15 protein-coding genes are annotated in these 20,273 nt (G+C 68.3%); 9 read left to right on the top strand and 6 right to left on the bottom strand.

Annotated elements, in window-relative coordinates; genetic code table 11:
* Window positions 1-255: 255 nt before the first annotated feature.
* The gene (locus QN245_RS09390) at window positions 256-1,710 is read right to left on the bottom strand and encodes an aminotransferase-like domain-containing protein (protein ID WP_317845139.1); all 1,455 of its coding nucleotides are present in this window, start codon (window positions 1,708-1,710) and stop codon (window positions 256-258) included.
* A 451-nt stretch (window positions 1,711-2,161) separates the two neighbouring features.
* Here QN245_RS09390 and QN245_RS09385 point away from each other — a divergent pair, with 451 nt between their 5' ends.
* From QN245_RS09385 to QN245_RS09370, 4 genes are all read left to right on the top strand, one after another.
* Window positions 2,162-4,558, top strand: coding sequence for a TonB-dependent siderophore receptor (locus tag QN245_RS09385; RefSeq protein ID WP_317845138.1), 2,397 nt, complete (start codon window positions 2,162-2,164; stop codon window positions 4,556-4,558).
* Window positions 4,559-4,643: 85 nt separating this feature from the next.
* On the top strand, window positions 4,644-6,413 hold the full coding sequence (locus QN245_RS09380; RefSeq protein ID WP_317845137.1) for an ABC transporter ATP-binding protein/permease: 1,770 nt from the start codon (window positions 4,644-4,646) through the stop codon (window positions 6,411-6,413).
* A gap of 46 nt (window positions 6,414-6,459) precedes the next feature.
* Window positions 6,460-6,792 carry a thioredoxin gene (gene trxA, locus QN245_RS09375; RefSeq protein ID WP_160970992.1) on the top strand — a complete coding sequence of 111 codons (333 nt, stop codon included), beginning with the start codon at window positions 6,460-6,462 and terminating at the stop codon, window positions 6,790-6,792.
* Between the two features lies 1 nt (window position 6,793).
* The gene (locus QN245_RS09370; protein ID WP_317845136.1) at window positions 6,794-9,601 is read left to right on the top strand and encodes a S9 family peptidase; all 2,808 of its coding nucleotides are present in this window, start codon (window positions 6,794-6,796) and stop codon (window positions 9,599-9,601) included.
* 208 nt (window positions 9,602-9,809) lie between these two features.
* Here QN245_RS09370 and aroA read toward each other — a convergent pair whose 3' ends face one another.
* From aroA to serC, 3 genes are all read right to left on the bottom strand, one after another.
* Window positions 9,810-11,126, bottom strand: coding sequence for a 3-phosphoshikimate 1-carboxyvinyltransferase (aroA, locus tag QN245_RS09365; RefSeq protein WP_317845135.1), 1,317 nt, complete (start codon window positions 11,124-11,126; stop codon window positions 9,810-9,812).
* A 563-nt stretch (window positions 11,127-11,689) separates the two neighbouring features.
* Window positions 11,690-12,838 (bottom strand): prephenate dehydratase, encoded by a 1,149-nt coding sequence (pheA, locus tag QN245_RS09360; protein WP_160970989.1) that lies wholly within the window; start codon window positions 12,836-12,838, stop codon window positions 11,690-11,692.
* A gap of 78 nt (window positions 12,839-12,916) precedes the next feature.
* Window positions 12,917-14,002 carry a 3-phosphoserine/phosphohydroxythreonine transaminase gene (gene serC / locus QN245_RS09355; RefSeq protein ID WP_184647996.1) on the bottom strand — a complete coding sequence of 362 codons (1,086 nt, stop codon included), beginning with the start codon at window positions 14,000-14,002 and terminating at the stop codon, window positions 12,917-12,919.
* A 154-nt stretch (window positions 14,003-14,156) separates the two neighbouring features.
* Between serC and msrP the strand changes: the two genes are divergently transcribed.
* The gene (gene msrP / locus QN245_RS09350; protein ID WP_317845134.1) at window positions 14,157-15,125 is read left to right on the top strand and encodes a protein-methionine-sulfoxide reductase catalytic subunit MsrP; all 969 of its coding nucleotides are present in this window, start codon (window positions 14,157-14,159) and stop codon (window positions 15,123-15,125) included.
* A gap of 105 nt (window positions 15,126-15,230) precedes the next feature.
* On the top strand, window positions 15,231-15,860 hold the full coding sequence (gene msrQ, locus QN245_RS09345) for a protein-methionine-sulfoxide reductase heme-binding subunit MsrQ (RefSeq protein WP_184648000.1): 630 nt from the start codon (window positions 15,231-15,233) through the stop codon (window positions 15,858-15,860).
* Here msrQ and QN245_RS09340 read toward each other — a convergent pair.
* On the bottom strand, window positions 15,829-16,629 hold the full coding sequence (locus tag QN245_RS09340) for an FHA domain-containing protein (protein ID WP_160970985.1): 801 nt from the start codon (window positions 16,627-16,629) through the stop codon (window positions 15,829-15,831). The two genes, msrQ and QN245_RS09340, sit on opposite strands and share 32 nt — an antisense overlap.
* Window positions 16,630-16,745: 116 nt before the next feature.
* On the opposite strand from QN245_RS09340, the gene QN245_RS09335 reads away from it, so the two are divergent.
* The gene (locus QN245_RS09335) at window positions 16,746-17,021 is read left to right on the top strand and encodes a polyhydroxyalkanoic acid system family protein (RefSeq protein WP_184648002.1); all 276 of its coding nucleotides are present in this window, start codon (window positions 16,746-16,748) and stop codon (window positions 17,019-17,021) included.
* 202 nt (window positions 17,022-17,223) lie between these two features.
* On the opposite strand, the gene QN245_RS09330 is transcribed toward QN245_RS09335, so the two are convergent.
* Complete coding sequence (locus QN245_RS09330; RefSeq protein ID WP_317845133.1) at window positions 17,224-17,943, bottom strand: DUF8198 family protein; 720 nt, start codon at window positions 17,941-17,943, stop codon at window positions 17,224-17,226.
* Between the two features lie 87 nt (window positions 17,944-18,030).
* Between QN245_RS09330 and QN245_RS09325 the strand changes: the two genes are divergently transcribed.
* Window positions 18,031-19,296: a patatin-like phospholipase family protein gene (locus QN245_RS09325; RefSeq protein ID WP_184648006.1), complete on the top strand. Its 1,266-nt coding sequence runs from the start codon at window positions 18,031-18,033 to the stop codon at window positions 19,294-19,296.
* A gap of 127 nt (window positions 19,297-19,423) precedes the next feature.
* On the top strand, window positions 19,424-20,074 hold the full coding sequence (locus QN245_RS09320; protein WP_160970980.1) for a phasin family protein: 651 nt from the start codon (window positions 19,424-19,426) through the stop codon (window positions 20,072-20,074).
* Window positions 20,075-20,273: the final 199 nt, after the last annotated feature.

Raw genomic sequence — 20,273 nt, 5'->3', positions numbered from 1 at the left:
TCGCCACATCCTCGATCCGCACCCTGTCTCGCACCGGATGGATGTCTGGCGATGGCCGAGGCATGCGATGCGATGGTCACGGTGGCTCCCGCGAGTGCCCGCGTCCAGTTTGATGGGTGATGCCGCCGCGCGTTCGTATCCAGCGGCGCATTGCCGTGGGTCCATCGCCACCGGTTGGCAGGACCTGCCCGATCGGGCAAGACAGACCGCCAGGCGTCCGCACGCCTGCCATCAGAACACCGCGTCCGGCCGCGGCTATCCGACGACCCTGGCGACGGCGGCGGCGATCCGATCGAGCATCGCGTCGTCGGTACGCGCGACGTTGAGGCGCACGTGCCGGTAGGCGCCATCGCTCTTGAACACGTTTTCGGTGGCAAGCATCATGCCGTCCGCGCGCAGCACGTCCGCGACCGCCCGGGCATCGACGTCTTCGCCGAACGACGTCCACAGGTACATGCCCGCCCCGGTGTCCCTGGCCTGCCAACCGCGGGCCCGGACCTTGGCCAGCAGCGCCTTGCCGCTGGCGGCCAGCTTCCTGCGCAGCTTCTCGCAGTGCGGCTCGTAGCCGCCCTCGGTGAGTACGTGGTGCACGATCTGGTCGGTGAGCAGCGAGGAATGGATGGAGCAGACCGATCGCTTCAACAGCATGTGCTCCAGGCGCTGGCCGCTGGCCGCCAGGAACCCCGACCGCAGGCCCGGCGCCAGGGTCTTCGAGAAGCTGCCGATGTGGATGACGCGCTCGAAGTGGTCGAGGGCCGCCAGGCGCGTGACCGATCCCTGCTGGCCGCGCGGGAGCAGGTCGCCATGGGAGTCGTCGTCCACGATCCACACATCGTGCTGCTCGGCGAGCTTGAGCAACTGATGGGCCTTGCGCGGCGACATGCTGGTGCAGGTCGGATTCTGGAGCACCGAACTGCAGAAGAACGCCTTGGGCCGATACTTCTCGCACAGTTGCACGAACTGCTCCAGATCGGGGCCGTCGTCCAGGCGGGGCACGTGCAGGAGCCAGAGGCCGCTGGCCAGGAGCCGCTGCGTATGGATGAACGGCCCCGGCTCCTCCACCAACACGTACTGGGTCGGGTGGAGGTACATCGAGACGATCAGGTCCAGGGCATCGGCGGCGCCGGCCGTGGTCACGATCTGATCGGCGGCGGCAGCGATCCCGGCCATGCGTAACCTGGCACCCAGCGCCTCCCGCAAGGGCAGCCAACCCCGGACGTCGGAATAATCGAACAGACTCTTGCGCGGCCGCGCCGCCACGGCCCGCAGGGCCTCGGATAGCAGGTCGCTCCCACCCCATTCGGCGGGCAGCGTACCGAGCGCCGAGCCGTCATGCGGTCCTTCCGCATGCAGCAGGTGGCCCCAGTTGACCCCCGTCGATGGCCCGCTCCATTGATCCGGCTGCGCCAGCGCACCTGCCTGACGGGCGCGGGGCGATACGTAGAAACCCGATCCGCGGCGCGCTTCCAGATAACCCGCCGCCGTGAGCTTGTCGTAGGCACGCAGCACGGTCTCGTTGCTGATGGCCATGCTGGCGGCCATCGCCCGGACCGACGGCAGGCGCTCGCCGATCTCCAGCGACTGCTGCTCGATCCGGCTCCTGACGTCGTCGAAGATCCGGTCGATGAGCGGACCACTGGCGCGGGTAGCGGGCGGGGCCGCCTTCCGCGTGCGTTTGGCGCCGGTCTTCGGGGGAGGAGAGGCTGGCATGGGCGGGAGCAATGGGGAAGCGAAGAGCCCAGGATGATAGTCCGTCGGCAGCACTGGCCGGCGCATACGACGAATTGATGCAGACAGTTGCGCGGCGTCATGTTGCGCCGCAGCGGTGCGCAGGCCGCACCACCCCGGGGCGCAGACCTGCCGTCCCTCACGCCTCCAAGCCCTTAACGCGCCCCAGCGCGGTGCAATGCGGCGCAGGCGGCCGGACTGCTACATCCCATACCCTACACGCGTGTGACACGACGTGAATTTCAACTGTACCAAACACTTTTAACGTAGCATGCTCGGGCTGAAGCGCTTTCCAGCAGGCCACGCACGGCAGGGGATCGCCCGAGGTAGATCGCATGAAAAGTGTATGGAACAGCTGAATTGCACCCATGGACCATGAATCGCGTCCGTCGATCGTGATTCCGCATACCACGCCACCGCAGAGGATTCCGCCGTGTTTCCCATCCAGTCTCTGACGCTCCGCCCGGCATTGTTCCGTTCGACCGCGCTCTACGCCGCCCTCACGCTCGCGCTGTCGGGCGCCGCGCATGCCCAGCCGCAGGACAGCCCGGCGGCGCCAACCAAGCAGGCCGCTCCGGAAATCCTGAACTTTTCCATCCCGGCCGGCCCGCTGTCGGCCACCCTGCAGGCGATCGAGCGGATCGGCGGAACGCGCATCCAATTCCAGGCGTCGGACGTGCAGGACATCCGTGCCCCTGCCATCTCCTCCCAGACGACCGCGCAGGGGGCGGTGCAGGCCGCGGTCTCTGGCACTGGCCTGACCATGGCATCGGCCCCCGACGGCTCGATCCGCGTGTTCGTGCAGCAACTGGATTCGGTCGTGGTCACCGCCAAGCGCGACGAAGCCGAAACCGGCTTCCGCGCCTCACGTTCCTCCACCGCGACACGCGGCGACGCCGACCTGCGCGACGTGCCGCAGTCGGTCACGGTGCTGACGGCCAAGGTGTTCGAGACCCAGCAGACGGCCACAGTGGAGGACGCGCTGCGGAACGTGGCCGGCGTGATCGTGCGCCCCGGCGCGCAGGGCGCCAGCGCGTTCAACATCCGCGGCTTCGGCACGGCCAGCAGCACACTGTCCAATGGCTTGAGCGATCCCAACTCCGTCAAGACCAACATCGCCGGCGTGGAACGCGTCGAGGTGCTGAAAGGACCGCAGGCACTGCTCGCCGGCGCCAACGCCCTGGGGGGCACCCTGAACATCGTCACCAAGAAGCCGACGACCGACCCCATCCGCGACGTGACGCTCAGCTACGGCAGCCACGCCGAACGCACCGGCACCGTCGACCTGGCCGGCGCCCTCAACGACAGCAAGGAGCTCAGCTACCGCGTGATCGCTTCGTCGACGCGCGCCAGCGGCAGCGCCGGGGGCTATGACGGACGGACGCAGGACTACGGATTGGGCGAAATCCGCTGGAAGAACGCGGACACCGATTTCATCGCCGGCGTCTCGGCCGACCGGTCCCACGTGCCGCCGGACCGGTACACCGTGGCGCTCCGCGGCTCCATCGAACCTCCGCCCCCTACACGGCCCGGCAACCGCGACGATGGCGTCGATACCGATACGCGCTCGGCGTTCTACACCCTGCAGCATTCCTTCACCGACGCGCTGCAGTTCACCAGCCGCATGCAGCGCACCAGCACCGACCTGGATCTGTCGTTGTGGACGGCGCAGTTTCCGGTCAGCACGGTCCCCCTGTTGCTGAGCTACAGCGGTACCGTCAACCGCACGAACCAGACCACCACCAGCGGCGACCATTACCTGAGCTACACGTTCAACACCGGTCCGCTGGAGCAGCGCCTGGTGGCGGGCGTCAACCACAGTCACTTCGACAATGATTACACCCAGTACTCTGGCCCTCGCGTGACCAATCGGTTCGACGCGCCCACGCAGCCCCTGTTCCCCGTGCTCCAAAGCAACGATGGCAACCGCGCCTTCGGCGCCGCCCAAGCGCAAAGCCAGCGCGGCCTGTACCTGCAGGACACCGTGAGATGGGACAAGTGGACCCTGGTGGCAGGCCTGCGTCATTCGAGCATCGACATCGGCCAGGGAACGATCATCGTGTATCCGGTGCCGCCCGCGCCTGGTGCGGTGTTGGTGTCGAACAAGCAGTCGCTCAGCAAGAACACCGTCAATGCCGGCCTGATCTACAACCTGAGTTCGAACACCTCCCTCTACGCCAGCTATGCCGAAGGCTTTTCGCCGCTGTTTTCGGATCTGGTGGTCTGCGGCACCGATTCGACGTCGACCCCGCCCACCCAGTCGAAAAGCAAGGAACTGGGCGTCAAGAGCAGCAACGCGGACAACACCTTTTCCTGGACGGCCTCCGTCTTCCAGATCGATCAGCTCAACCTGCTGCAGCGCAACCGCCCGCGCAACTGCAACGACCTGATCGACGGCCAACGCTCCCGCGGCGCGGAACTGGAAGCGTCGGGAACACTCATGCCCGGGCTCAACCTCATCTTCAACTACTCCTACGTGAAGGTGGAAAGCCTGTTCGACCCGACCCTGCGCCCGGGCGGGCAGCCGCGCAACCAGGCGAGCCTCTGGAGCACCTACGACTTCCAGTCCGAACGGCTGCGCGACCTGAGCCTGGCCTTCGGTATCAGCGGCTGGAGCGAGTCCATTCTGGGAGTCAGGGAAACCGACCCGCGCTCGCCGGGCGGCGCCCGCATCGATGCCGGCATCGCCTATACCCGGCCAAAGTGGTCGCTGCGGTTTGGTGCGAAGAACCTGGCCAACCGCACGCTCTACGGCTACTCCACGACCAACATATACGTGCCCATCTACGACAAGCGTACCTACACGCTGACCTACGAGCGCAAGCTCTGAGGATCCGGCCGCATGGCGCGCGGGGCATCCGCGCGCCATGCAACCCAAGGCTTGCGCTTGCGCCCATCCCAGGTTTCCGACGCCCATGAACGCCCCCTACCACCGCCCCCCTTTGCGCGAGCTGATCCTGCCCTATTGGACGTCGCGGGAAAGCTGGCGCGGCTGGATCCTGCTGGCGATCAGGCTGACGCTGATGTTCACCAGCATCTATCTGGCGGTCTGGAGCAACCAGCTCCAGGGCCAGGTGGTGGATGCGCTGGTGAAGCGGCAATGGGACGACATCTGGCACAGCCTGGGACTGTCCTGGATCGCCGGCATGCTCACCATGCTGCTGGCGATGGTGCTCCTGTTCGCGATCACGCAACTGCAGCAATACGAATGGCGTACCGCCATGACCCGCTGGCTGCTGCGCGCGTGGACCCGCCGGCGCGCGTACTACGCCATCGAGCGCGACGGGCGCCTGGACAACGCGGACCAGCGCATCTCGCAGGACGTGGCGCGCTTCATCGAACTGACGCTGCAGCTGTTCCTGGATCCGATCCATGTGCTGGTGTCGGCCATCTCCTTCACCGTCGTCCTGTGGAACCTGTCCGGCACGCTGCACTTCACGCTGTGGGGCATCGATTTTGCGATTCCGGGGTACATGGTCTATCTGGTGTATGCATACTCGGCCGGCATGCTGCTGGTGTCGCACCTCACCGGGCGGCCGCTGATCCATCTGTTCAATCTCCGCCAGACCGTCGAGGCCAACTTCCGCTACCGCGGCATGCAGTTGCGCGAGAACGCCGAGCAGATCGCCTTCTACGATGGCGGCGCGCAGGAGCACAAGCGCCTGGACGACGCATTCGAACAGGTGCGCGCCAACTGGCGGGACATCATCGCGCGCAACGCCAAACTGATGCTGGCGCGCGAAACCTACAGCAACACCTTCTCCTCCCATCTCCTGCCGACGGCGGCGGCGATGCCGCGCTACCTCTCCGGCGCCATCACGATGGGCGACGTGACGCGCGTGGGCGGCGCTTTCAGCGCCGTCAGCAGCAGCCTGGCCTTCTTCAGCCAGGCCTACGTCACCTTCACCGAGTGGTGGGCACTCGGCAACCGACTGCGCGACCTGCTGGGCGCCTTGCAGGATGTCCACGCACAGCCTGCGGGCATCCACGTCTCGCAGACGCCCGAGTCCGCCATCGCCACGCACGGCCTGGCCCTGCACAGGCCCGATGGCGCGCCGCTAACCACCATTCCCGCGCTGCGGATGCGCCGTGGCGAACGCTGGCTGCTGCGCGGCGCCTCCGGTGCCGGCAAGAGCACGCTGCTGCGCGCCGTGGCCGGCATCTGGCCCTACGGCGAGGGCGAGATCGACAAGCCCCGGGATGGCCGGCTGATGTTCCTGCCCCAGCGCAGCTACATCCCGCAGGGCACGCTCAAGGCGGCGCTGTGCTATCCCGGGCAACCCGAGGACTTCGACGACGGGCGCGTGCAGGACGTGTTGCATGAGGTCCGCTTGTCGACGCTGGCCGGACGGCTGCACGACAGCGACCGCTGGCAGCAGACGCTCTCCGGCGGCGAACAGCAACGGCTGGCGATCTGCCGTGCGCTGCTGCACCGGCCCGACTACCTGTTCCTGGACGAGGCGACCAGCGCGCTGGACCCCGACACCGAGCGCGCGCTCTACCAGGCGCTGGTGCACGCGCTGCCGGACAGCACCCTGATCAGCGTGGCGCACCGCGAATCGCTGGCCGCCTATCACGACCACGTGCTGGACATGACGCCGCAACGCAGCCAAGGCGGAGGCGAGGACGGCCACACGCACGATGGCGACGGCCACGGCTTCAGTCCCCCTCCGGTACCCGCCTGAATCCCCCTACTCCCCCCCCTTTCCGACCACTGACAGAGGCCGAACCATGCCCTCCAAGCTCATCTCACTCACCGACGCGACCTTCGCAGAACAGGTCCTCCAATCCTCCGGCCCGGTCCTGGTGGACTTCTGGGCCGAATGGTGCGCTCCCTGCAAGCAGTTGCTGCCCATCGTGGACGACATCGCCGAGGAATACGCGGGCGAAGCCCGCATCTGCAAGATCAACGCGGACGAGAACAAGGACACTGCGCAGCAGTTCCAGGTGCGCGGCCTGCCCACCATGATCCTGTTCATGGACGGCAAGGAAAAGGCCCGCCTGGTGGGCCTGGTCTCCAAGACGCGGATCGCCCAGGTCATCGACGAATGCCTGGAGGCCTGACATGAGCATGCACGCATACCACGGCGACCCGCAGCTGCGTCAGCAAGTGATCGACCAGCTGTACGGCCTGGAACACGCGGGCCGCTGGGAGCACCGGCCTCTTTACTGGAACGGCGAGGTCGGCAGCGTCGTCGGCAGCCTGCTGCAGAGCGACGACCTCGACCGCTGGGAGGCGGACTTCGGCCTGCCGAAGTGGCTCGCCCTGGCAATCGACTCCATGGTCGCCGGCAATTCGACCCTCGGCGTGGCATGGGGCATCCACCTGCTGCAGGGCATTCCGCCCGGCATGCCGATGGATACGGTGGGCAGCCGTACCCTGCTGGAGCTGTTGAAGGGCAAGACCCACGGTCTGCACGGCCTGGAAGCGGCCGCAGGCCTGGCCGAGGCGCTGGAAGGCGTTGCCGCGCTGCATGCTGCACGCCTGGAGGGCCAGGACGTCGACGGCGCCCGCTGGCGCAAAGCCCGCCGCGCTGCGGTCGAGCAGACCAATGTCCAGGAGCCCGGGTCGGTCGCCGCGGCCGTGGGATCGTGCATCGAAGCCGCCGCCTGGGACCCGATGCAGTCCCGCAGTGCCGTGTCCGACACGCTGCGCGGCTGGATGAGCGCACGGATCGCGGCGGGCATGGCCGCCTACTCCTGGAGCAAGGCGGACGACGACGACATGACGCAGGTGCTGGGAGCCCTGCATGAGGAAGATAAGGCCAGCCGCGAGCCGGGGGACACCGAATACACCAATGTCTTCCTTCTACTGGAGCAGAAGCATCCCGAGAAAGCCAAGCGGCTGAGGGCCTTCTACAGGTACCAGAGGAACCAGTACGCCAAGCAATGGCGCCAGGCAGCGCTGGCGCTGCAGAACATCCTGCATGCCGCCGACGGCTCCGCGCCCGCCGCGCTCATCCCGCGCAAGCACCTGTTCGCCAACCCGGCGCGGGCGGCCATGAGCATCAGCCCGGACGGCCAGTGGCTGGCCTGGCTGGCCGACGGCGATGGCGTGATGAACATCTGGGCGGCGCCCAGCGCCAGCCCGCAAGAGGCGCGGCAGATCACCCACGACGCGCGGCGGGGCATCCAGGCCTTCGACTGGACCTACGTCCCCGGCATGCTGCTGTTCTCGCAGGACCGCGACGGCGACGAGAACTTCCAACTGTTCGGCGCCGATCTCGCCGACGGCACCCTGCGCGCCCTCACGCCCGCCGCGCCGGGCGTGCGCACCGGCGTGCAGAGCATCAGCCGACAGCGGCGCGACGAGATCGCGATCGTGTCGAACGCGCGCGACGCGCGTTTCTTCGACGTGCATTTACTGAATCTGCGCAGCGGTGAGCTGCAGTGCCTGGAAGAGAACCCGGGCTTCGCCGGCTTCGTGCTGGATGCGCGCTACGAGCGCAAGCTGGCCGTACGCAACACCCGCGATGGCGGCAGCGAATGGCTCCGGCGCGATGCCGCCGGACACTGGCAGCCCTGGCAGGTGTTCTCCGCCGAAGACGCGCGCAGCTCGGGGCCCTCGCACTTCGACGAGCAGGGCCACACCCTGTATGCCTACGACAGCCGCGGGCGCGACACCGCCGCGCTGGTCGCGATCGATTGGGACAGCGGCACCGTCAGCGTGCTGGCCGAGGACCCGCGCGCGGACATCGGCGGCATGCTCACCGATGCCGCCAGCCACCGCCCCCTGGCCTACGGGGTCACCTACGAGCGCTTCAAGCTGCACATGCTGGACGAAGCTCTATTGCGCGACATCGAAACCCTCGACGATGCCGCCGGCAACGGCGAATGGCGCATGACCGCACGCACCGAGGACGACCAGCGCTGGATCGTCGCCCTGTCGTCGGACACGCGCCCCTCGTCGACGTGGCTGTACGACCGCCAGGCGCGCACGTTGCAGCACCTGATGGACCTGCGGCCCCGGCTGACCTGGGCGCCGCTGGCACGGATGCAGCCGGTGGTCATCCCCGCGCGCGACGGGCTGCCGCTGGTGTCCTACCTCACCGTGCCCGTGGAGGCCGACGCGGGCGATCTGCGCGCCGCCAATCCGCTGCCGCTGGTGCTGTTGGTGCACGGCGGCCCGTGGTCGCGCGACGCCTTCGGCTTCAACCCCATGCACCAGTGGCTGGCCAACCGCGGCTACGCGGTACTGAGCGTCAACTTCCGCGGCTCGACCGGATTCGGCAAGCGCTTCGTCAACGCGGCAGACGGCGAATGGGGCCGCAAGATGGACGAAGACCTGGACGACGCCATGGCCTGGGCGCTGCAGCGTGGGATCGCCGATCCGCAGCGCTTGGCCATCTTCGGCGCCAGCTATGGCGGCTACGCCGTGCTGTCGGCGCTCACGCGGGATCCGACGCGCTATGCCTGCGGCATCGACGTGGTGGGGCCCTCCAACCTGGAGACGCTGCTGGCCTCCATTCCCGCCTACTGGGAAGCGGACCGCGTGCGCCAGCACCGTGCGCTGGGCGACCCGGGCACCGACGCAGGCCGTGCGCAGTTGCGTGCGCGCTCGCCGCTGCACCGCGCCGCGCAGATCCGCACGCCGCTGCTCATCGCCCAGGGCGCCAACGACCCGCGCGTGAAGCAGGCCGAATCCGAGCAGATGGTGGCCGCGCTGCGGCAGAGCGGCATCGCGGTGACCTACGCGCTCTACACGGACGAGGGCCATGGCTTCGTGCGGGAGGCCAACCGCATGTCGTTCAACGCGCTGTGCGAGGACTTCCTGAGCCGCCACCTGGGAGGACGCGCGGAAGCCTGGTCGGAAGCGGACTATCCGGGCCATTCGCTGCTGCTGGCACAGCACTCCGCACGCCAGGTCGCGTAATCGGCGCGGTCTTCGCCACCTCGCCGCGCCCTGCGTCGCGGCGGGTGGCCGGGATCGCGCACGCGAGGCTCCAGCGCCTTGCCCCGATCACGCCCGCCAAGGCCGGTGACGCGCTCGGCACGGACGCTCCGCCAGATGGATCGCGCACCTGGCGATCGATGATCGAGGCGTGCACTGCGGCCTGCGCTCGGCAGGCCGCAGTCAGTCCTCAACCGGCAGCGCGCAATCCGAATCCGGCGCCGCGCGCCAGTGCGTCGAAGCCGGGGAACGACGTCGCCACGTTCGCCACGTCCTCGATCCGCACCTCGCCCTGCGCCAACTGTCCGGCGATGGCGAAGGCCATGGCGATGCGATGGTCGCCGTGGCTTTCGATGATGCCGGCGCCCAGGGTGCCGCCGTGGATGGTGGCGCCGTCCGCGGTTTCGTCGACGACGATGCCCAGGCGGCGCAACCCGGTCGCCATCGCCGCCAGGCGGTCCGATTCCTTGACCCGCAGCTCCGCCGCACCGCTGACCACGGTCTGTCCCTGCGCCGCGGCCGCGGCCACGAACAGCGCGGGGAATTCGTCGATCATGTCCGGTACGACGGTCTCGGGAATCGTCGCACCGCGCAGCGGCGCGTAGCGCACGCGCAGGTCGGCGACCGGCTCGCCGCCGTGCTCGCTGTGGTTGTGCTCGACGATGTCCGCTCCCATCAGCCGCAGCGCGGCCAGCAGACCGGTCCGGCGCGGATTGAGTCCGACCGCCTTCAGGATGATGTCCGAGCCGGGGATGACGCTGGCGGCGACGATGAAGAACGCCGCCGAGGAGAAGTCCGCCGGCACCGCGATGTCGGTGGCGCGCAGGCGCTGGCCGCCGCGCAGGCGCGCCTGGCCCGGCGCGAAGTCGATCTCCACGCCGAACGCGGACAGCATGCGCTCGGTGTAGTCGCGGGTGGGATGCGGTTCCTGCACCGAGGTGACGCCCTCGGCGTACAGCCCGGCCAGCAGCACCGCCGACTTGACCTGGGCACTGGCCACCGGCGAGACGAACTCGATGCCGCGCAGCGGCTGGCCGCCATGGATGCGCAGCGGCGGCACCCCGTTGGCCTCGGTGTCGATGCGCGCGCCCATCAGCGCCAGCGGCTCGGTGACCCGGCGCATCGGCCGCTTGGACAGCGATGCATCGCCGACCAGCACGCTATCGAACGGCTGCGCCGCGAGCAGCCCGGCGAGCAGGCGCATGCCGGTGCCGGCGTTGCCGCAATCCAGCTCGCCCTGCGGCGCCTGCAGCCCATCCACGCCCACCCCAAGTACGACGCGCTGCGACGGCGACGGCGTCTCGATCCGCACCCCGAGCCGCGCAAAGATCGCCGCGGTCGAACGCGTGTCCTCGCCCTCGAGGAACCCCTCGATCCGCGACGTGCCATCGGCCAACGCCGCGAACATCACCGCCCGGTGCGACACCGACTTGTCCCCCGGCACCGTCAGCGTGCCCTGCAGCGCAGTGCCACGCGTTGCGATCCAGCCTTGCTCGTTGCTCATCATCGTTCCTGAAAGTCCAACCACCCGAAGGTCCACACCACCGCAGCCCAAGACAATCACCGCCACCGCTGTTACTACGGCTGTTGCTGTTGCTGTTGCTGCTGTTGCTGCTGTTGCTGCTGTTGCTGTTGTTGCTGTTGTTGCTGTTGCTTCTCTGCTTTTGCTGTTGGGCCCCCGTGAGGGCTGGCGGACACGGCGGGTAAAACCCCGTGAGGGGCGACGCGCAGGATGCGCGTCGTTTTCGGAAGGCACATGGATGTGCCTTCCGATGTCCCGCCGTGGCCGCGGACCCCGCGCGAAGCGCGGGGCAGCCCGTTAGGGGTGTGCTTTCTTTTGGTTACTTTGATCAGCCTCCGGCTGCTGTAAAGCGCTTCTTTGCACAAGCAAAGAAAAGTGACTCGCGCAAAGCGCGAAAGCTGTTGCTGTTGCCTTTGCTGTTGCCTTTGAAGAAGAAATCATCCCGAAGAACGCCTGGTCGCGGCTGAAGCCGCTCCTACACAGGCGCACCTCTTTTCGTCATCAAAGCGCCCTGCCGCGATCAGAGCCGAAGCAACAGCGCAACCACCTCAAGGCACCGCCACCGGATACGACCCCAACACCTTGATCTGCGCCGAATGCGCCTTCAACTCCGCCAACGCCGACTTCATCGCCTCATCCTCCACATGCCCCGCCAGATCGATGAAGAACCCGTACTCCCACTTCGCCTGATGCGACGGCCGCGACTCGATCCGATTCATGCTGATCCCATGCCGCGCGAACGGACTGAGCACATCGAACAGCGCACCCGGCTTGTCGTGGATGAACACCAGCACCGACGTACGATCGTGCCCCGACGGCGGGAAGATCTGCCGCCCGATCACCAGGAAGCGCGTGGTGTTGTCCGCGTCATCCTCGATCGACTTCATGATCACCTTCTTCAGCGCATACACATGCGCCGCGCTCTCCCCGCCGATTGCCGCCGCATCGTCGGCGTTGCGCGCGCGGCGCGCGCCCTCGGCGTTGCTGGAGACCGGAATCTTCTCCACCTTCGGCAGGTTCGCGCGCAGCCAGCCGGCGGTCTGCGCGAACGACTGCGGATGCGCGTAGATCCGCTCGATCGCGTCCAGCCGCCCGCTGCGCGAGAGCAGGAACTGGTGCACGCGCAGCTCGGTCTCGCCGCAGATCTTCAGGTTGGAGGTCAGGAACATGTCCAGGGTGACCTGGATCGTGCCCTGCCCCGAGTTCTCCACCGGCACCACGCCGAAGTCGGCATTGCCGCTTTCCACTTCCTGAAACACTTCCTCGATGGTGGCCATCGGCAGGCCCACCGCGGAGCGGCCGAAGTGCTTGAGCACCGCCTGCTGGCTGAAGGTGCCTTCTGGCCCCAGGTAGCCGATCTTCAGCGGTTCCTGCTGCGCCAGGCACGCGGACATGATCTCGCGGAACACGTGCACCAGCACTTCGTCGCTGAGCGGGCCCTGGTTGCGGTCCACCACCATGCGCAGCACCTGCGCCTCGCGCTCGGGGCGGTAATAGTCCACCGCCGCGGCGAGCTTGCCCTTGGCCTTGCCGACCTGGTGCGCGAACTGCGCGCGCTCGGCGATCAACGCCTGGATGGTGCGGTCGATCTCGTCGATCTTGGCGCGGACGTCGGCCAGGGCCGGCGTGGCGGCGGGCTTGGCCGACTTGGACGATTTCGGGTCGGCGGCGGGGGATTGCTTCGGCTTTGCGGCCATGGATCAGGGGTTCCTCGGTGGTCCGGATCGCCGAGCGATCCGGTCGCGGCTGAAGCCGCTCCTACAAAAATCGGCGACTCAGCCGTGGCGCTGCTGGAAGTCGCGCATGAACGCCACCAGCGCCTGCGCGCCGGCCAGGGGCATGGCGTTGTACAGCGACGCACGGATGCCGCCGACCGCCTTGTGCCCCTTCAACGCCAGCAGACCGGCCGCCTTGGATTCGGCGACGAAGCGCGCGGTGAGGGTCTCGTCCGGCAGGAAGAACGGGATGTTCATCCGCGAACGCACCGCCGCCGCGACCTCGTTGCGGTAGAAACCGCCGGAGGCGTCGATCGCCGAATACACCAGCGCCGACTTGGCCTGGTTGCGCTCGGCGAACGCCTGCACCCCGCCCTCGGCCAGCATCCACTTGAACACCAGCCCGGCCAGGTACCAGTTCCAGGTCGGCGGCGTGTTGAGCATGGAGTCGCGCGCCACGTGCGAGCGGTAGTCGAAGATGTCCGCGCGCGGCTGGCCGGCGCGTTCGAGCAGGTCGCGGCGGATGATGACCACGGTGACGCCGACCGGGCCGAGATTCTTCTGCGCGCCGGCGTAGATCAGCGCGTACTTGGACACGTCGATCGGCTCGGAGGCGATGCTGGAGCTGAAATCGGCGAACAGCGGCACAGCGCCGACATCCGGCGTGTCGCGGAACTCCACGCCGTGGATGGTCTCGTTGGCGGTGATGTGCACGTAGGCCGCATCGTCGCGCAACTGCCAGGCGGCACGCGGCGGGATGTCGCGGAAGCCGTCGGCCTCGCTGCTGGCGGCCACGTGCACGTCGACGTAGGGCCCGACCTGCTTGATCGCGGTCTTGCCCCAGTGTCCAGTCACCACGTAGTCCACGGTCTGCCCGGGCGCGGTGAAGTTCAGCGCCAGCAGCGCCTGCTGGGTGGTGGCGCCACCGGCCAGGAACAGCACGGCGTAGTCGTCGGGAATGCCGATCAGCCGGCGCAGGTCGGCGTCGGCCTGCGCCGCCACCTCCATGAACTCGGCGCCGCGGTGGCTCAGCTCCACGATCGAGGCACCGACGCCGTTCCACTCCAACATCTCCGCCTGCGCCTGGCGCAGGACCGATTCCGGCAAGGCAGCGGGGCCGGCACTGAAATTGAACGCGCGCGTCATGGGGCACCTATCGGACAGGACCCCTAGTATGCCGCAGCGCAACAGCTTGCGGCCCGGGCAATTTAGGTTGCATTTGCATCCATTCGCCCTGCGCATGCGTAGTCTGTGTTGAAGTCCCCGCCACTGCTCGCCCCCTTCGCTCCAGGAGTCCGCCATGTCGTTGCGCGATGCCCTCACCGTCCCCAGCTGCGAGATCACCGACGAGGCGGTCTACCGCGACCGGCGGCGCCTGCTGCAGATCCTGGCGATGACCCCGATGGCCGGCCTGGTCGGTTGCGCCGATGCCGAGCCGCCGGCCCCGCCGAAGACCGTGGTGACCCCGGAGCAGGCGCGCAGCGGGTTCCGTACCAACGAGGAGCTGACCCGCTACGAGGACGTGACCAGCTACAACAACTTCTACGAGTTCGGCACCGACAAGACCGATCCGTCGAAGGCGGCCAAGACCCTGCGCACCTCGCCGTGGTCGGTGAAGGTGTCCGGCGAATGCGAGAAGCCCGGCACGCTGTCCCTGGACGACCTGCTCAAGGGCCACACGCCCGAGGAGCGCATCTACCGCCTGCGCTGCGTGGAAGGCTGGTCGATGGTAATCCCGTGGCTGGGCGTGCCGCTGGGCGATGTACTGAAGCGCTTCGCGCCGACCTCCAAGGCCAAGTACGTCGCCTTCACCACCCTGGCCGATCCGCAGCAGATGCCCGGCATCCGCTACAGCTCGATCGACTGGCCGTACAAGGAAGGCCTGCGCATCGACGAGGCCATGCATCCGCTGACCCTGCTCGCCACCGGCCTGTACGGCAAGCCGCTGCCGCAGCAGAACGGCGCGCCGCTGCGGCTGGTGGTGCCGTGGAAGTACGGCTTCAAGAGCATCAAGTCGATCGTCGAGATCCGCTTCGTCGAGCGCATGCCGGAAACCGCCTGGCACGAACTGCAGCCGTCCGAGTACGGCTTCTTCTCCAACGTCAATCCGGCGGTGGACCACCCGCGCTGGAGCCAGAAGACCGAACGCCGCATCGCCGGCAAGGCCAGCAAGCTGTTCGCCGAGCGCATCCCCACCCGCCCGTTCAACGGCTATGCCGACCAGGTGGCGTCGCTGTATGCGGGGATGGATCTGAAGAAATGGTATTGAGCCGGGATTGGGGATTCGGGAGTGGGGATTCGTGGAGCGGTCGCTGCGCGCGGCGGGTTTGCTCGTCCTCCCTGGCATCGTTGGTGCGCATTGGTTTGAGACTGCATGGCTAAGACCTCCGCTTCGTTGATCGCCGCCAAGGCGGTGGTGCATGCGTTGGCGCTGGCGCCGATGGTGTACCTGGGCTGGCAGTTCTGGCAGGTATGGCAGGCCGGCAGCGACGCGCTCGGCGCCGATCCGGTGGCCGAGGTCGAGCACCGCACCGGGCTGTGGGCGCTGCGACTGGTGCTGCTGACCCTGGCGATCACGCCGCTGCGGCAGTTGACCGGGCAATCGGTGCTGCTGCGCTTCCGGCGCATGCTCGGGCTGTATGCGTTCTTCTACGCGACCGTGCATCTGGCGGCCTACCTGGGGCTGGACCTGCGCGGTTACTGGACGCAGATCTTCGAGGAGATCGTCAAACGCCCGTATATCACCGTCGGCTTCCTCGCCTGGTTGCTGCTGGTGCCGCTGGCCATCACCTCCACCCAGGGCTGGATGCGCCGGCTCAAGCGCAACTGGGGCAAGCTGCACAAGGCGATCTATGCGATCGGCGTGCTCGCCGTGCTGCACTTCTGGTGGCTGGTGAAGTCCGATATCCGCGAACCGCTGCTGTACGCGGCGATCCTGGCGGTACTGCTGGGCTGGCGCGGCTGGCGGGCGCTCAGCGCGCGCCGAACCACAGCAGGCCGCTGAGTGCGGCGGCCAGCAGCAAGGCGCTGAGCAACAACCACGGCCAGCGCCGCGCGGTGGCCGGGCGCGGCGCCACCGCCGCCGGCGTCAGCGCCAATGCCGCCAATGCCGGGTCGTCGCGCAGCGGCTCGGCGCCGACCACCTGCGGGACTTCCAGCACGAACCGGTGCTGGGCATCGAACACCACCTGATCGCCAGGCTGCAGCCAGCAGCTGCGCACGGTGACGCCATTGACCTGGGTCTGCGCATCGCCGAAGCCGCGCAGCAGCACCCGCTCGCCGTGCCGCTCCAGGCGCGCGTGCTGCTCGGCGCAGGCCGGATCGTCGATGCGGATGTCGCACTCGCGCAGGCGGCCGATGCTGCGTACCCGGTCCACGGTAAAACTGCGGCCGTGGTGCGGACCGCCGACGCCGCGCAGCACCAGGCGCGGATCGTCGTGCTCGGCCTCGCTGACCTCGGGCAGGCGCTGCAACGGCTCGCACTTGCCCTGCACCACCATTTCCACGCCGTCGGCGTAGACCGCGTCGCCGGCGCGCAGCAGGGCCATGCGCCGCACCGGGCGGCCGTTGACGTGGATGCCGCGGCTGCCGTTGGCGACCTGCAGCCACAGGCCGCGCCGGTCCAGGCAGAACTGCGCCAGCAGCAGTGCGCCCTGAGTGTCGTCGACCACGCTGACCTGGCCGGAGGCCAGGCGCACGATGCGATGCACGCCCGCGCGCAGGGGCCGGTCGGGATGTTGGCGGTTGCTGAAATGGACTTGCAGATCGTGCACGGCGGGCAGCCTAGCAGGTTGCCTGCGCGCGCAGAAGCGCGCGTGCTGGACAATGCACCGCGCATACGCACAATGCCTGATCGTTCACGCGGGCGCCCGCCCGCACAGGAGCCAGCATGTCCAGCATCGACATCCGCCACGACCACAGCAAGACCCCCGCGCAGGCCCGCAAGGCCATCGAGACCGCCGCCAAGAAACTGGCCGAGCGCTTCGACCTGGAATCGCACTGGGATGGCGATTCCTTGTTGTTCTCGCGCTCGGGCGTGGACGGACGCATCGAACTGCTGCCCAAGCAGGTGCACGTCACCGCCGAACTGGGCTTCCTGCTCTCGGCGATGAAGGGCACGGTGGAAAGCGAGATCCGTCGCGTGCTGTCGGAGAAGCTGGGCTAAGTGGATCGAGCCCCTCTCCCCCCGGGAGAGGGGTTGGGGTGAGGGTCCGGCGCGCGAAGCGCCTGCACTACTCTGGCAATGCGAGGCTGCGCACGTACCCTCATCCGGCCCTGCGGGCCACCTTCTCCCGGTGGGAGAAGGAACGGCTAAAGCCCCTCTCCCGCCGGGAGAGGGGTTGGGGTGAGGGTCCGACCGGCCGCAGTCACTCCAACGCAAACGGATCCGGATCGCCCGCGAACAACCGCCGCGAGACAGCACGCTCGGTGCTCTCGATATCGCCGATGAACCCCTCGGCATCGCCCAGGGTGGAAAACGCGTCGAAGCCGCGTTCCAGAAACCCCTGCAGTTCCGACAGCCCCGCCGCCTTGGCCGGGCCGCGGGCGAAGCGCAGCAGCATGCGCACGCCCGGCGTATGCACCGCCTTGGCCAGACCCAGGCCGACGCGGGCGATCAGATCGATCTGGCGCTGGCGCAGCCGCGGCAGTCCGGCCTGCCGATAGGCCTCGGCATACAACGCTTCGTCCAGGCGCTTGCGCCGCGGCGCCAGGGACTGCAGCGCCTCGGCCATGCGCAGATCCAGGGCGTGGGTCAGCGCGCCCAGTTCGATGCCGTCGGCGACCGTGTCCAGCAGCGACGCCGGCATCAGCCGCTGCATCATCGGCAACACCTTGACGATGTCGGCGTCGCGGCGGCTGAAGTCGCGGTCGCCATAGACGTCGGTGAGGAAGAACATCGCCGCCGGACGGCGCTGCGGATCCTCCAGGAAATGCTCGAAGCTGTGCTCCAGCCGCTGCGACTGCCAACGCCGCAGCTCCTGCAGCCAGCGCAGCGTGTTGCGCGGTTCGCGCGCGGGATCGTGCAGCGCCTGGTGCCACGCCAGACGGCGGCCGAGTCGTTCCAGGACGGGAGTGCTGCGCGCCATGGGCGCCGATGATGGTCGCAGCCCGGCACGACCGCAAGCGTCACCGTGCTCGGCTACACTCGCGCCACTGCCTCCAGCGGACCGCGCATGCTTTCCCTCCACAGCGCCTCGCCCCGTCCCCACTCCAACGGCCGCATCGGCCTGGCCATCGCCGGCGGCGGCCCGATCGGCGGCATGTACGGCCTCGGCGCGCTGCGCGCCCTGGACGAAGCGCTGGACGGACTGGACCTGACCCGACTGGATTGCTACGTGGGCGTCAGCTCCGGTGCGTTCCTGACCGCCGGTCTGGCCAACCGGATCAGCAGCGCCGAGATCTGCCGGATCTTCGTCACCGGCAACAGCGACGATGCGCGGTTCCGCCCGGAAGATTTCCTGCGGCCCAACGTCTACGAATACCTGCGCAGGGCCGCGACCCTGCCAGGGCTCGCCTACGGCTGGTGGCACGACCTGCTCACCGAGCCGCGCAAGACCCGCTGGTCGGACCTGATCACCCGCTTCGGCGGGCTGGTGCCCAGCGGCCTGTTCGACAATGCCGGGGTCGAGCGCTTCCTGCAGGACGTGTTCAGCCGTCGCGGCCGCAGCAACGATTTCCGCGACCTCGACGCCAACCTGTTCGTTGTCGCGGTGGATCTGGACAGCGGCGGCACAGTGCGCTTCGGCGAGCCGGGCATGGACCACGTGCCGATCTCGTTGGCGATCCAGGCCAGCGCGGCATTGCCGGGGCTGTACCCGCCGGTGCAGATCGACGGCCGCCATTACGTGGACGGCGCGCTGCGCCGCACCATGCATGCCTCCACCCTGCTGGAGCGCGGCATCGACCTGATGATCGGGATCAACCCGCTGGTGCCCTACGACGCCACCCACGCGCCGCGCCGCAACGGCCACGTCGACCGCGCGCGGCTGCTCGCCGGCGGCCTGCCGGCGGTGCTGTCGCAGACCTTCCGCACCCTGCTGCAATCGCGGATGCAGGTGGGGCTGGAGAAGTACGCGCGGCAGTACCCGCAGGTGGACCAGTTGGTGTTCGAGCCCAACGCCGACAACGGCGAACTGTTCTTCACCAATCTATTCAGCTATGCCGCGCGCCACCGCGTGTGCCAGCTCGCCTACCGCAACACCCTCTCCGACCTGCGCCGCAATGCGCAGACGCTGGAGCCGCTGCTGGCCGCGCACGGCATCGCGCTGCGCCATCCGATCCTCAACGACCGCAAGCGCACCTTCCTCGATGGCGTGGACGTGCAGCCGCGGCGCATGACCGAGACCACCGCGCGGCTGCGCCGGGCGCTGGACGACGTCGACCAGGTCATCGCCAACCGGCGTGCCACGCGCGGTACCCGCCGTTCGCCGGGGGCGTAGCCAACGCCGCGCCTGCCGACGTCGGCATCGCGTTCCGCGCACCCCACGCGCACGCTGGTGTGATTACTCTAGTCAACCTCCCGAGTCTCGACCTCCGCCACTCATTCGCCGAAGGAACCGCACCGTCATGGCCACTCTGAAGAAATCCGCCCGCAAGAAGCGCAGCACCGCCCCTGCCGACGACACCCTGCAGGCGCAGGCGGAGAAGCTGTCCAAGCGCCTGGGCGAATCGGCGCAGCAGGTCTGGCTGGCCGGCGTCGGCGCGTTCGGCCGCGCCCAGGCCGAAGGCGGCAAGCTGTTCGAGACCCTGGTGAAGGAAGGGCTGAACCTGGAGCAGAGCACGCGCAAGCTGGCCGGTGGCGGCGTCGACGCGGTGCGCGATGCGGTGGAGAACCGGGTCGGCCAGGCCCGCGAGCGCGCCGCCGACACCTGGGACCGCCTGGAGAAGGTGTTCGAGGATCGCGTGCAGCGCGCCCTGCGCCGCCTGGAAGTGCCCAGCCGCGAGGACCTGGGCGCGCTGATCGACCGCGTGGATGCGCTCAACGGCGAGCTGCGTCATCTGCGCGGCGGCCGTGCGCCGCAGGCATCGGGCAAGGCGCCGGCAGCGAAGAAGGCCACCAAGAAGACCGCCGCGGCGCAGCCCGGCGCCGCCAAGCGCGCGGCACCGGCACGTCGACGCGCCGGCCCGGTGGTCGCCAAGGTCGCGCCCGCCAAGAGCGCCACCGCGCCCAAGCGCGCCAGCCGCAAGCGCAATGTGGCGCCGACCCCGGCCGAGTAACCGGATTGTTGCAAAGCAGCACGTTTTTCCAGACAATCGAAACGGACCCGCCAGTCCATCAGAAGACCGTTTGCTCCCCTCCCCTCTCGGCTTCGGACTGGCGGGTCTTTTCTGTCCGCCTCCACCGCTGTCGCCTTGCCGGCGCCGTGACACGCTGGCGATACACTGACTTCTTTACGGCGCGTGTGCGGGTGCAAGC

Origin of the sequence: Xanthomonas rydalmerensis (assembly GCF_033170385.1) — a bacterium.
GTDB classification, from domain to species: Bacteria; Pseudomonadota; Gammaproteobacteria; order Xanthomonadales; family Xanthomonadaceae; genus Xanthomonas_A; species Xanthomonas_A rydalmerensis.
The sequence above is the reverse complement of the archived record's forward strand: the minus strand, read 5'-3'. Positions and strand labels throughout refer to the sequence as shown.